10 protein-coding genes are annotated in these 12,403 nt (G+C 74.3%); 5 read left to right on the forward strand and 5 right to left on the reverse strand.

Features of this window, described 5'->3' with window-relative positions; all coding sequences use genetic code 11:
- The first annotated feature begins 6 nt into the window (after window positions 1–6).
- Complete coding sequence (locus tag HD601_RS03975) at window positions 7–903, forward strand: glycosyltransferase family 2 protein (RefSeq protein ID WP_184819553.1); 897 nt, start codon at window positions 7–9, stop codon at window positions 901–903.
- Window positions 904–925: 22 nt separating this feature from the next.
- Here HD601_RS03975 and HD601_RS03980 read toward each other — a convergent pair whose 3' ends face one another.
- The gene (locus HD601_RS03980; RefSeq protein ID WP_184819555.1) at window positions 926–2,911 is read right to left on the reverse strand and encodes an oxidoreductase; all 1,986 of its coding nucleotides are present in this window, start codon (window positions 2,909–2,911) and stop codon (window positions 926–928) included.
- Window positions 2,908–3,687 (reverse strand): PIG-L deacetylase family protein, encoded by a 780-nt coding sequence (locus HD601_RS03985; protein ID WP_184819557.1) that lies wholly within the window; start codon window positions 3,685–3,687, stop codon window positions 2,908–2,910. Before HD601_RS03985 ends, HD601_RS03980 begins: the two co-directional genes overlap by 4 nt.
- A 79-nt stretch (window positions 3,688–3,766) precedes the next feature.
- On the opposite strand from HD601_RS03985, the gene HD601_RS03990 reads away from it, so the two are divergent.
- Window positions 3,767–4,513 carry an FkbM family methyltransferase gene (locus HD601_RS03990; RefSeq protein WP_184819559.1) on the forward strand — a complete coding sequence of 249 codons (747 nt, stop codon included), beginning with the start codon at window positions 3,767–3,769 and terminating at the stop codon, window positions 4,511–4,513.
- On the opposite strand, the gene HD601_RS03995 is transcribed toward HD601_RS03990, so the two are convergent.
- The 3 genes from HD601_RS03995 to HD601_RS04005 form a co-directional block, all read right to left on the reverse strand.
- Window positions 4,504–6,030, reverse strand: a complete 1,527-nt coding sequence (locus HD601_RS03995; protein WP_184819561.1) for an oligosaccharide flippase family protein — start codon at window positions 6,028–6,030, stop codon at window positions 4,504–4,506. The two genes, HD601_RS03990 and HD601_RS03995, sit on opposite strands and share 10 nt — an antisense overlap.
- Window positions 6,027–7,160: a glycosyltransferase gene (locus tag HD601_RS04000; RefSeq protein WP_184819563.1), complete on the reverse strand. Its 1,134-nt coding sequence runs from the start codon at window positions 7,158–7,160 to the stop codon at window positions 6,027–6,029. The genes HD601_RS03995 and HD601_RS04000 overlap by 4 nt, the downstream gene beginning before the upstream one ends.
- Before the next feature lie 220 nt (window positions 7,161–7,380).
- A complete protein-coding gene (locus tag HD601_RS04005) occupies window positions 7,381–8,523 on the reverse strand; it encodes a glycosyltransferase family 4 protein (protein ID WP_184819565.1) in 1,143 nt (380 codons plus the stop codon).
- A 96-nt stretch (window positions 8,524–8,619) separates the two neighbouring features.
- On the opposite strand from HD601_RS04005, the gene HD601_RS04010 reads away from it, so the two are divergent.
- The 3 genes from HD601_RS04010 (at window position 8,620) to HD601_RS04020 (ending at window position 12,140) form a co-directional block, all read left to right on the forward strand.
- On the forward strand, window positions 8,620–9,360 hold the full coding sequence (locus HD601_RS04010; protein ID WP_184819567.1) for an FkbM family methyltransferase: 741 nt from the start codon (window positions 8,620–8,622) through the stop codon (window positions 9,358–9,360).
- 71 nt (window positions 9,361–9,431) lie between these two features.
- Window positions 9,432–11,342 carry an ABC transporter ATP-binding protein gene (locus HD601_RS04015; RefSeq protein ID WP_184819569.1) on the forward strand — a complete coding sequence of 637 codons (1,911 nt, stop codon included), beginning with the start codon at window positions 9,432–9,434 and terminating at the stop codon, window positions 11,340–11,342.
- 3 nt (window positions 11,343–11,345) lie between these two features.
- Window positions 11,346–12,140 (forward strand): hypothetical protein, encoded by a 795-nt coding sequence (locus tag HD601_RS04020; RefSeq protein WP_184819571.1) that lies wholly within the window; start codon window positions 11,346–11,348, stop codon window positions 12,138–12,140.
- Window positions 12,141–12,403: the final 263 nt, after the last annotated feature.

Genomic DNA, 12,403 nt, shown 5'->3' on the forward strand with positions numbered 1-12,403 from the left:
GCTTCGATGACAACCACGCCACGGGTCTCCATCGGCGTGCCCGTCTACAACGGCGGGCGCTACCTGCAAGAGACCCTCGACTCGCTGACCGCGCTCACCGGGCCGGACCTCGAGATCGTGGTCTCCGACAACGGCTCCACCGACAGCACCGAGGAGCTGTGCCGGGCCGCGGCCGCCGCCGACGAGCGCATCCGCTACCACCGCAGCCCCGAGAACCGCGGCGCGGCCTGGAACTACAACCGCGTCCTCGAGCTGGCCACGGCGCCGCTGTTCAAGTGGGCCGCCGCCGATGATCTCTGCGAGCCGACGTTCGTCGCCCGCTGCGTCGAGCTGCTCGACGCTGCCGGGCCGGCGGCCGTCCTCGCCTACCCGCGCACGACGCTGATCGACGAGAGCTCCGCGGTCGCGGGCGAGCTGGACGACGACGACCTCGACCTGCGGGCGCGCCGGCCCAGCGACCGCATCGGGCAGCTGCTGCGGCACCGGGTCGAGTGGCACCCGGTGTTCGGGGTCGTCCGCACCGACGTGCTGCGCCGCACCCCCGGCATCGGCGCCTACCCGAGCGCCGACATCAGCCTGCTGGCCGAGCTGTCGCTGTACGGGCAGTTCCACCAGGTGCCGGAGCGGCTGTTCCTGCGCCGCTACCACGACGAGCGCAGCATCGCCGCCGGCCCGAGCTTCAAGGAGCAGGTGGCCTGGTACAACCCGAAGGCCCGCGCCAAGCTGGTGCTGCCACAGGTCAAGCTCACGAAGGAGCTGCTGGCGGGGGTGCGCCGGGTGCCGCTGCAGCCCGGCGAGAAGGCCCGGGCGGCCCGCATGGTGCTGCAGCGGTGGGCGCTGCCACACTGGCGGCACATCGGCGGCGAGCTGAAGCTGGCCGCGCGCGACCTCGCCCGCCGCTGAGTCGTTCGGTCGGGCGCGGCCGTCAGGCCAGGCCGCGGCCGGTGAAGCGGTGGAAGACGGTGCCGGTGTCGTCGCCCCACTCCTCGTTGGCCACCAGGCCCACGCGGTTGACCGTCAGCCGGCCGGCGTCGGGGTAGACGTCGGTGAGGGCCCGGTACAGCGTGGGCCGGCCGTCGATCGACGCGACGAACCGCTCGCCGTCGAAGCGCAGGTTCAGGGTGCACGGGTCGCCCCAGCGGAACATGTCCGCCGTCAGCGTCCAGACCGCGTCGTACATGTCCTCGTGGCCGCCGATGCGGTAGAAGCTGCTGAGTGAGCCGCCCTGGAAGTGGTTGGCCAGCCAGAGGTTGACGATGACGTAGTTCTGGTCGTCCTGCCAGACCACCAGGCCGCAGCGGCCCTCGTGGCCCTGGCCGCGCGCGGTGCCGGGCGGGGTCATGGTGACGGTGAGGTCGGCGTAGCCGGGCTCGGGCCAGGCGACGGTGTGCAGCGTGCGGCCGGGGTTCGGGCGGTCGACGTCGGCGTCGACGCGCACTCCGCCGGGCGCCGCGAGGACCTGCCCCTTGCCCTCGGTGCGCTCCCACTCCCCGGCCGCGGTGCGCCAGCCGGCCAGCACGACGCCGTCGGGGAGGTCGTCGAAGGTGTCGGTGAAGACCTCGGCGCCGGGCTCGGCGAGCTCCGGCCACGCCGGCTCGGCCCAGCCGGGCGCGGCGACGGCGCGCGGATGCGCCTCGAGCTCACGCAGCCGGCTGCCGGCGCCGTCGAGCCCGACGACCAGACCCTGGAGGTCGCCGTCGCGGGCGTCGTCGAAGGAGCGCCCGAACAGCCGCCGCCCGTCGAGGTACCACGAGAACGACGCGCCGTCGTCGGACAGCTGGACGCTGTGCCGGCGCAGCGGGCGCAGCGCGGGCCGGCGGCTGCGGGCGACGGTGGTGCGGGTGTCGCCGTCGACGTGCTCGAGCCGCGCGCCGCCGGTGCCCAGCCGCAGCTCCCAGCGCCGGCCGTTGCCGGCCCGCCAGCCCAGCCGCATCGGCGACGGGCGCAGCCCGGTCGTGACCAGCGCGTGCACGAGTCCGGCCGGCTCGTCCGGATCCAGCCCGGCCAGCACGCCGCCGGCGCCGGCGAGCAGGCCGCCCGCCGTCCGGGTGGCCGTGCCGGACAGCACCCGCCAGGCGCCGCCGCGGACCGCCGGGGCGCCGTCGAGCAGCGGCCCCGAACCGGTCAGCGGGTCGCAGGCGTGCGCCGTCGTGTACCACTCGGCCAGCTCCGGCACGTCGGCCACGCCGAGGTGGTAGACGCGGGTGTCGACGCGGTAGCCGACCTCGCCGAGGATGCGCTGCTGCACGCCGGGCCAGAGCGGGCCGCGGGCCGTGCGTGGGTCGATCGCCAGCGGCCGCACCCACGGCAGCGCCGGCAGCAGGGAGTCGCCGGCCATGGTCGCCGCGTAGTACACGGCACCGTGCCGGCGCAGCACGACGTAGAAGGCCAGCGGGGTGTTCAGCACCCCGCGCAGCGAAACCAGCGGCCGCGAGTCGTGCGCGAGCCACAGCTCGCCGTTGTCGCCGGTGGCCGCGTGCACCACCAGGCCGTGTCCGCCGGCCAGCGGGCGCCGCCCGGCCGGGCCGGCGAAGAACCCGGCCGCGAGGTTCTCGTAGTGCTTCGGCCGCGGCCTGACCGTGCGCCGCTTGACGACGTTGCCGGCCCAGCGCCGCAGCTTCTTCTTCAGCGTCTCGGCGTCGTAGTAGGTCTGCGAGGAGTGGTGGCCGTTGAGCAGGTGCACGCCCAGTACGCGGCCCGGCCACCGGTCGACCGGCCCGTACGCGACGCCGGAGCGGCCCCAGCCGGGCCGGGCCAGCGGCCGGATCCGCAGGGCGCCGTTGTCGACGCCCACGACGCCCTCGACGTCGGTGCCGGCCCGCTCCCAGCCGGCGGGCGCACTGCTGCCGACGGCACTGCCCAGCGGCACGGCGTCGGTGTAGTCGTCGTCGAAGAGGTGCCCGCCGGTCATCGGCCCGCTCCCGCACGGTCGGCCGCGGGCTCGACGAAGATCTCGGCATCGCCGAGGAACCGGCCCAGCAGCGCCTCGTCCATGACCGCCCAGTCGTCCTCGCCGGACAGTCGCGTGGTCTGACTGCGGTACTCGGCGACGGCGGCGCGCTTGCGCTCGAGGACGCCGCTGACGTCGACCAGCCCGGCGCGCACGCCGTCGAGCGCCGCCCTCGGGTCGGCCGGCCCGTCGACCCACGACCAGACCGGGAACTCCAGCACCCGCACGGTGCCGCCGGCCCGCTCGGCCGCGTCGCGGACCGCGGCGGACACCAGCTGGTGGTCCTCGTGCCAGTCCCAGCCGCTGGTGACCAGGACGTCGGCGAAGGCGCCGGTGCGCAGCTCGGCCGCCACGGCATCGGCGACGGCGTCGGCGTGCGCGGACAGCTCGTCCTCGCGCACGCCCAGCAGCACCAGCTCGTCGGCCGGCAGCCCCAGCGCGGCGGTGGCCCGGCGCGCCTCGTCGGCCCGGATGGCCGCCAGCTCGTCCGGCGAGATCACCGCGGACGTGTGTGAGCGCCGTCCGTCGGTGACCACGAGCACGCGCACCCGGGTGCCGTGCAGCCGCTTCAGCGCGACCGTGCCGCCGCAGCCGAGGGTCTCGTCGTCCGGGTGCGGCGCGACGACCAGCGCCGTGCGCAGTGCGGAGTCGGCCGTGACGTCCAGGGCGCGGCGGCGCAGCGCGCGCCGCCATCGCCGCAGGCGGGCCGCGCGGACGGCCCGCCGGGCACGCCTCATCAGGTCACGCGGGCTGACAGGCACGATGCGGGCTCCCTGCGCTGGTGGGGGACGAATCGGGACGGAGTAGTCTGACGCGGTGGGTGTGGTGGAGCGGCTTCGCGGCCGCAGACGGCGGGCGTACACCGTGAGCTCCGGTCCGGCGGCGGGGCTGAAACTGCATCCGGCGGGGGCCAGTGCCGATTATGCGGCCGGCGACAACGAACTGCCGGTGCAGCGCGCCGTCCAGGAGCTGCTGTCGCCCGGCGACGTGTTCTACGACATCGGCGCGAACATCGGCTTCTTCGCACTGCTCGCGGCGCGCGAGGTCGGACCTGACGGCGCGGCCTACGCGTTCGAGGCGGTGGCCGAGATCGCGGCCGCGGCCGAGCGCAACGCCGCCCTCAACGACCTGCGCAACGTCACGGTCGTCACGGCCGCCGTGAGCGACACCGACGGCACCGCCGAGCTGCTGCTGACCACGCATCCCGGCGGCGCGACGCTCGCCGGCGGGCAGACCCCGCCCGACCTCCGCGGCCGGCGCGCCGTCGACACCGTCCGCCTCGACACGCTGCTGGCGCAGGACCGCGTCCGCCCGCCGAAGGTCGTCAAGATCGACGTCGAGGGCGCGGAGGCAGCGGTGCTCGCCGGCATGGCCGGCATCCTCGAGACCCACCGCCCGGCGCTGATCTGCGAGTTCGACGGGCCCGACGACGCCACGGTCGCGACGGCGGTGGCGCGGTTCCGGGGCCGTTTGGCGGGCCTGGCCTACAGCGTGCGCATGCTGGATCCGTCGTACGAGGGCAGTGGCTGGCAGGTCCGGCACGTCGTCGCCATTCATCGGTGACCCGCCCGGCGGGTCCGGCGGCGCCGCCGCCGGTGCCGGCCGGCGTCCGCGGGCCAGGTCCACATGAGCCCGGGGAACGCGATGGCGGTGTAGACGAACAGCAGGACCGCGCCGCCGGCCAGCAGCCTCATCAGGTCCGAGCCGGCGACCAGCTGCACCAGCGTCGCCGCCACGCCCGCGCACACGCCGGCCACGGCCGGGCGCACCAGCTGCGGCCACAGGGCCGACAGCCGGACCCCGACCAGCCGGCTGGCCAGCAGGAACATCGGCAGACTGACCAGCACCGCGACCGCGGCGTGGGCCATGGCGACGGTCTTGATGTCGCCGTAGTGCGCGGCCGCGACCAGTGCCGGCACCAGCGCCGCGAGCCAGACCAGCTTGACCACGAGCGTCGCCATGGAGCGCCCGACGGCCACCAGCACGTCGAAGACCAGACCCTGCGCCACCCGGACGCCGCCGAGCACGGCCAGCCAGGCCAGCACCGGGGCGGCGGGCGCCCACTGGTGGCCGAAGACCAGCCGCAGGAACGGGCCGGACAGCAGGCTCAGCCCCATGACCAGCGGCAGCATGACCTTGACCAGCACGACGAAGCCGGCCCGGAACGCCTTGTCCAGCTGCCCCGGTGAGTCCTGCATGGACGCGAACTCGGAGATCGAGACCCGCCGGATCGACTGCGTCACCGCGGTGACCGGCCAGCTCGACACGTTGAACGCGAGCACGTAGAAGCCCAGCGACAACGTCCCCAGCACCCGGCCCACGATGAAGTAGTCGGCATTGAGCAGCACGTACTCGATCAGCGACGTCATGGCGAGCGGCAGGCTGAACACGATCATCGAGCGGGCCGCGGCCGCGTCGAACCCGGGGCGCAGCCACTGGCCGGCCAGCACCACCAGCGCGATCGCCATGGTGACGTTGCCGACCAGCTGCCCGGCGACCAGGCTCCAGCCGCCGGCCCCGGCGAACGCGAAGGCGAGCGTGACGCCGACGCCGATCGGCAGCGTCACCAGCTCGGCCCGCGCCAGCCTCGGCTGCTGGAACTCGCGGATGAGGATCGCCGACGGCACCGCGGTGACGCCGTCGAGCACGAGCACCAGCGCCAGCACCCGCAGCATGGCGGTCGCGTCGGGCGCGTTCATGTAGGCGGCGTAGGCCGGCGCGCCCGCGTACACCAGCGCGTACAGGCCGAGGCTGAACAGGACGGAGAGCGTGACGGCGGTGCGCGCGGCCGTGCGGATGTCGCCGGTCCAGCGGACCACCGCCATGGTCATGCCGACGTCGTTGATGCCGATGAGGATGTTGACCACGAGGATGGCCAGGCCGAAGACGCCGTAGTCCTCGGGCACCAGGATCCGGGCCAGCACGATGCCCATGAGGACGTTGACGCCGCGGGAGAACAGCTGCGAGCCGAGCGTCCAGGACAGCCCGCGGATGACGCGGGTGGTCCGGCCGGACTCGACGTGGTGCTCGTTCTCCTCGCGGATGACCGGCAGCGAGGTGAGGGTGTCCGCCGTGCTCATCGGCGCCGCCGTTCGGCAGCGACCCGCTCGTACACGCCGGCCAGCGTCGCGGCGGCGACCGGCCAGCGGAAGCTGTGGTCGACGGTGTCGCGGCCGGCCCGTCCCATGGCGGCCCGCCGGGCGGGGTCGGCCAGCAGCTCGATGACCGCCTTGGTGAGCTCCTCGCGCGCGCCCGGCGGCACGAACGCGCCGGTCTCGCCGTCGCGGGCGAACTCGCCGAACGCCGGCAGGTCGTAGGCCGCGACCGGCAGCCCGGTGGCCATGGCCTCGAGGACGACCAGGCCCAGGCCCTCGCTGGCGGACGGGAAGACGAGCAGGTCCGCGGCGGCCATGAGGGCCGGCACGTCCTCGCGCCGGCCGAGCAGCCGGACCGCGTCGGCGAGTCCGGCCGCGTCGGCCGCGCTCCGGAACGCCGCCGAGCGGTCGCCGTCGCCGACGAGCAGCAGCACCGTGCCGGGGAAGCGGGCCCGGACGTCCTGCAGCAGCGGCACGAGGTCGTCATGGCCCTTGCCCTCGACGATGCGGGCGACGTGCAGCAGCACCGGGACGTCGGGGTCGAGGCCGAGCTCGCTTCTCAGGCGGGCGCGCTCGGCCGGCGGCGGCGCGGTGACGTCCGTGGCCGGCGGCAGGACGGTGATCGGCGTCGTGGTCGCCGCCGCGAACAACGCGGCGACGTGGGCCGACGCGGCGACGTAGTGGCGGACGGCGCGGCGCTCGGCGGCCAGCCGCACGGACCCCGTCAGCCGCTGCCGGGCGCCGAGACGGCCGGACGGGCGCAGGTGCACCCACTCGGAGTGCAGGTGGCCGACGACGGGCACCCCGGTGGCCAGCGCGGCGAGGTGCCCGGCGGTGCGATCGGGCGGGCTGTGCACGTGCAGGACGTCGGCGCGCTCACGCCGCAGCAGCCGGGTGACCGCGGCGACGGCGCCGGCCGTGCCGCCCGCCGACGCGCCGAGCTCGACCGGCGGCGAGCCGGCCGCCTCGGCGAACTCGGCCCGCAGCTCCGCGGGACCGCCCAGCGACGCCACACGGACGTCGAACCGGTCGTGGTCGAGCTGCCGGAGCAGCCCGAGAACCACCGTCTGTCCTCCCCCGACCCGCAGGTCCGGCAGGAGGTGGAGCACCCTCACCCGTGCCATGTGCGACGGCCCGGGCTCACGTGCCTGCCGAGTAGGCATGACGCGGCGGCCCGCCGTCGTGCGGAACTGTGCAGATCATCGTGCCCCCCACGAGAATCCCCCCGGTGCCGGGCCCCCACCCGGCGGTTCGCCCGAAGCGGGCAAACATGGACCAATGTCCGATCACCCAGCGTAAGGCATGGGTGGACGCAGTCAAGGCGAAGTCCAGCTGCTAGGCGACGGCGGCGACCGCCTCGTCGACGAAGCCGGCCACGCGCGCCGCCACCGTCGGCCAGGTGTAGTGCTCGAGCACGTACGCCCGGCCGGCCGCGCCCTGGGCCCGCATGCGGTCGGGATCGGCGCCGAGCTCGAGCAGCGTGGCGGCCAGCCGGCCGGGGTCGCCGTCGGGCAGCACGACGCCGCCGTCGGCCGGGAAGAGCGCCTCGCGGCCCTGACCCGCCAGCATCACCACCGGCAGCCCGTAGAGCGCCGCCTCCATGTAGACGATGCCGGTGCTCTCCCACACCGAGGGCAGGCAGAACACCGTCGCGCGGCGGATGGCGGCGTCCAGCCGGGCGGCGTCGGCGGGGACGTCCTTGTCGAGGTAGCCGAGCACCGTCACGCCCGGCTCGTCGACGTCGGGCTCGGCGCCGACGACGGTCAGCTCCGCCTCGGGGTCGGCGGCACGCACCTGCCGGAACGCCTCGACGAGCTCCGGCCCGCCCTTGCGCTCCCAGTCCTTGCCGATGAACAACACCGAGAGGTGGTCCCAGGTCCGCTCGATCTCGCCCGGGTCGGCCATGCCGCACCCCGGCGGGTACCAGCGGATCCTGCTCTCGGGGAGGTCCTCGGACACCAGCTGCGCCGCCGTCCAGGGCGAATTGGTCCACACGACGGAGCAGGCCCGCAGGAACTCGCGCTCGCCCGCGATGGCCGCGGCGATCTCGCGGTCGGTGAAGCGGTCGAACCCGTACGACCGGGCGAACACCGGCGTCGACACGGCCGCCTCGACCGGGATCTCGACGTGCGCCACCAGCGGCACGCCCTCGGGGATGCCCGCGACGCCGAACTGCAGCACGGCGTCGTGCTCGGGCAGCTGCGGCGTGAGCGCGGCGAAGCGCCGGCTCAGCCGCTCGATGTTGGCGGGCAGGTAGCGCCAGAGCGCGTTGCGCCGCGGCCGCCGGGCCTGCAGCGTCCGCCGCACGTCGACCATGCCGTGCAGGACGTCGGTGAGCCGCGTCTGGTTCGCGTCGGCCCGGCCGGACAGCGCCGACATGCGGTCGAGCTCGGCGAACAGGTGCCACGGCACGCCGCTGTAGGTGAACGCCGCGTACGGGTCGCCCCAGGTGACGCCGAGCGTGCGCGCATGAGTCATGACCATCCCCCCGGCGGCCAGTGTAGACGGCACGGACCCCCTAGTCAGGCGGGTGCACCGGGTCTACGATCTTCCCCGGTCCGGCCTGGGGGGCACATGGCATCGCTGATCGAGCACAGGACGCGCAATCTGTTACGCCGGTTCGGGGTCGAGGTCGTGCCGACCCGGCGCCGGCGCGAGGCCGGGCTGCTGAGCCTGCACCTGAGCCGGCTCTTCGCACACCTCGACATCACCGTCGTCCTCGATGTCGGCGCCCGGCACGGCGAGTTCGGCAGGCAGCTGCGGCGCAACGGCTACCGCGGCTGGATCGTGTCGTTCGAGCCGGTCGCCGAGAACCGCGAGGTGCTCACCCGCGTCGCCCGCGGCGACGACAAGTGGCGGGTGCTGCCGGTCGCGCTGGGCACGTCGGACACCACCTCGCGCATCAACGTCGCCCGCAACACCTCGCTGTCGTCCCTGCGCTCGGCCAGCGAGTACGGCCAGCGCGACTTCGGCGACGTCATCGAGACCGCGCGCATCGAGCAGGTGCAGGTCCGCCGGCTCGACCACCTCTGGGACCGCGTGCTCGCCGGCATCGACGCACCGCGCGTCTACCTCAAGCTCCGCACCCAGGGCTGGGACCTCGAGGTCCTCACCGGCACCGGCGAGAAGCTCCGGGAGGTGCTGGCGCTGCAGACCGAGGCGGCGGTCCAGCCGACCTACGACGGCATGCCGACGCACCTGGAGACGCTGCGGGCGCTCGAGGCCGCCGGCTTCACGGTGTCGGGCATGTTCCCGGTGACGTTCGACCCGCGGCTGGCGCTGGTGGAGTACGACTGCGTCGCCGTGCGCCGCTGACCGGCTCGGACTACCATGAGGCAACGCCGGTGACTGGGGGGTGACCGGCGACGACTCGCGTGGGGGGCCACATGACGACGCCGCGGCACGCCCGAGGCGCCGCCTCGCGGAGCCGTGCGGCCGACGACGCCCCGATCAGCGACGACCCCGTCGAGCTCGCGGCCTCGGCCCGGCGCCAGCGCCGGTCGGTCGGCCGGCTGCGCGCGCTGTTCGGACACAGCATCCGGCTCACGTGGTCCGCCGACCACCGCGCGTTCATCGTGACGACGGCCCTGCAGCTGCTCGGCGCGGCGATCATCGCCGCCCAGGTGCTCATCGTGAAGGCCGTCCTCGACGCCATCCTGGTGGTCGGCGACGGCGGCGGTGTGGGGCCGGTGGTGCTCCCCGTCGTGCTGCTGGCGACGGTGACGGCACTGGTGGCGGTCGCGACGGCCGTGCAGGTCAACCAGCAGCGGCTGCTGGCCGAGCTGGTGCTGCGCTCCACGTGGCAGCAGATGCTGGACGTCGCCGGCGCGGTGGGCCTGCGGGCGTTCGAGTCGCCGGAGTTCTACGACCGCCTGCAGCGGGTGCAGACCAACGCGCTGAGCCGTCCGTACACCCTCACGCAGGGCCTCATCGGCATGGTCGGCGGCTTCGCCGGCTGCGTCGGGCTGTCTGTCGCCATCATCAGCTTCGAGCCCGCGCTGCTGCCGATCCTGCTGCTCGCCGGCGTCCCGCTGTTCTTCACCAGCCGCCGCGAGAGCCGGCTCGAGTTCGACTTCGCCGTCGCCCAGACGCCGGCCCTGCGGCTGCGGCAGTACCTCGGCCTCGTGCAGACCGGCCGCGACGAAGCCAAGGAGGTGCGCGCCTACGGCCTCACCGGTGCGCTGCGCCAGCGCTTCGACGCCGTCTACTCCGCGTACACCACCGACCTGCGCCACCACCTGCGCCGCCGTACCCGCCTCGCCGTGGCCGGCAACCTCGCCTCCGCGGCGTTCCTCGCGGCCACGCTGATCGCGCTGGTCTGGCTGGTCGGGCAGGGCCGGGTGACCCTGGCCGAGGCCGGCGCCGCCATCGTCGCGATCCGGCTGCTCGCGACCCAGGTCACCACGCTGTTCAAGGGCGCCCAGCAGATCTTCGAGTCCGGCCTCTTCCTCGACGACCTCGACCGCTTCGTCGCGCTGCGCCCGGAGGCCGAGACCGCCGAGGCGGGCGCACCGGCGCCGTCGTCGTTCACCACGCTGACCGCCGACGGGCTCCGCTTCAGCTACCCGGGCAGCGCCACGCCGGCCCTCGACGACGTGTCTATCCGGCTGAACGCGGGCGAGATCGTCGCGCTGGTCGGCGAGAACGGCTCCGGCAAGACGACGCTCGCCAAACTCCTGGCCGCGCTCTACGAGCCCGACCGCGGCAGCATCCGCTGGGACGGCGTCGACGTGTCGGCCTACTCCCGGCCCGGGCTGCGCCGGTCGGTCGCCGTCGTCTTCCAGGACTTCGTCCGCTACCACCTGTCCGCCCGCGAGAACGTCGGCCTCGGCGACGCCGACCGCATGGGCGACACCGAGGCGATCGACGCGGCCGCGCGCCGGGCCGGCATCGCCGGCGTCATCGAGACCCTGCCGGGCGGCTGGGACACCTATCTGTCCACCATGTTCAAGGGCGGCCAGGACCTCTCACTGGGCCAGTGGCAGCGCATCGCCCTCGCGCGCGCGTTCTTCCGCGACGCCCCGTTCGTCATCCTCGACGAGCCGTCGGCGTCGCTCGACCCGCGCGCCGAGCACGCACTCTTCCAGTCGCTGCGCGACCTGCTGGGCGGGCGGACGGTGCTGTTCATCTCGCACCGCTTCTCCACCGTCCGCACCGCCGACCGCATCTACGTCCTCGACGGCGGCCGGGTCACCGAGCACGGCTCGCACGACGATCTCATGGCCCACGACGGCCACTACGCCGAACTGTTCCGCCTGCAGGCGGCCGCCTACCTCGCCCCCGAAGCCTCCCGCTGACCCGTGGGCGACCTGCTGCGCCGCGCCCTCGACCGGCCGGCCGTCCTGGTGCTGCTCGGCACGGCCGGCCTGCTGTTCGCTCTGGTCGCGGTGGGCCTGGGCGTCTGGTCGCTGGTCCTGCTGGCCCGCCTCGGCGAGGCGTCGGTATGCGAGCGCGACTTCAGCGGCATCTGCCTGACCGAGCGCGAGGCGACCGTCGCCGAGCGGGTCGTGAACCATGGGCGGAGCTGGGACCCCGACCCGAGCTGGCGGCTGGCGCTGCACGGCGACGGACCCGAACCCACCGACGGGACCCGACTGTGGGTGGACTTCCGCCCGCAGGACGACCTCGACGAGCTGACGACGAACCAGCGCGTCACGGTCGTGTTCATCGAGCACGAGCCGGCCTGGCTGCGGCTGCCGTCCGGAGCGGTCCTCGAGTCCAACCAGCATCCGCAGTACACGTGGGCGGGGGCGTTCAGCATCGCGGCGATGATCGCCGGGCCGAGCATCACCGCCGTCGTCACCGGCATCCGCGGCCGGCGCGGCGGCTGGTTCGCGAACTCGCCGGGCCACGGGTACGGCCCCGACCGGTGGTGGCTGCTGTTCCTGGTCGGTCTGGTCGGCTTCGTCGTGCAACTCGCCTTCCCGCGGCCGCACCTCTTCCACGTGCTGCTGGGTCTCGGCCTGCTGGCCGGGCTCGTCGCCTACCTGGTGTGGAGGGTGCTCCCGGTGCCCTCGTCCGGCCGGCACGCGCCGCGGCGGCGCCGTTGGCACAGCCGACGGCGTCACAGTCGCGGCCCGGATGTCACGGGATAGGCCTTGCGGGCGACGAGAGCCACCCGCACCCGATAGACATGTGGGCGCGCCGGACCGGGCCCGCAGCGCCCCCGCAGTTCGTTGTCGCAGCACAGACCGTGTTTCGATCAGTGAACCCGGCATTCGGTCGTCCCAGGCCGCTGACCGCGGCATCTGGAGCCAAGCCACGACGGATGCCCCGGTATGTCGCTTTTGGTGCGCGTCTCATGCCAGCCGATGTTTCAACGTGTCACACGTCACGCGGTGACGCTGCACGAGGGCTC

The sequence above is a fragment of the Jiangella mangrovi genome, from assembly GCF_014204975.1.
Lineage (GTDB): Bacteria > Actinomycetota > Actinomycetes > Jiangellales > Jiangellaceae > Jiangella > Jiangella mangrovi.

Excerpts from the sequence above, each read along its gene's own strand:
- HD601_RS03975 (WP_184819553.1), top strand. The coding sequence starts at position 7 with ATGACAACCACGCCACGGGTCTCCATCGGCGTGCCCGTCTACAACGGC.
- HD601_RS03980 (WP_184819555.1), bottom strand. The coding sequence starts at position 2,911 with ATGACCGGCGGGCACCTCTTCGACGACGACTACACCGACGCCGTGCCG.
- HD601_RS03985 (WP_184819557.1), bottom strand. The coding sequence starts at position 3,687 with ATGAGGCGTGCCCGGCGGGCCGTCCGCGCGGCCCGCCTGCGGCGATGG.
- HD601_RS03995 (WP_184819561.1), bottom strand. The coding sequence starts at position 6,030 with ATGAGCACGGCGGACACCCTCACCTCGCTGCCGGTCATCCGCGAGGAG.
- HD601_RS04005 (WP_184819565.1), bottom strand. The coding sequence starts at position 8,523 with ATGACTCATGCGCGCACGCTCGGCGTCACCTGGGGCGACCCGTACGCG.
- HD601_RS04010 (WP_184819567.1), top strand. The coding sequence starts at position 8,620 with ATGGCATCGCTGATCGAGCACAGGACGCGCAATCTGTTACGCCGGTTC.
- HD601_RS04015 (WP_184819569.1), top strand. The coding sequence starts at position 9,432 with ATGACGACGCCGCGGCACGCCCGAGGCGCCGCCTCGCGGAGCCGTGCG.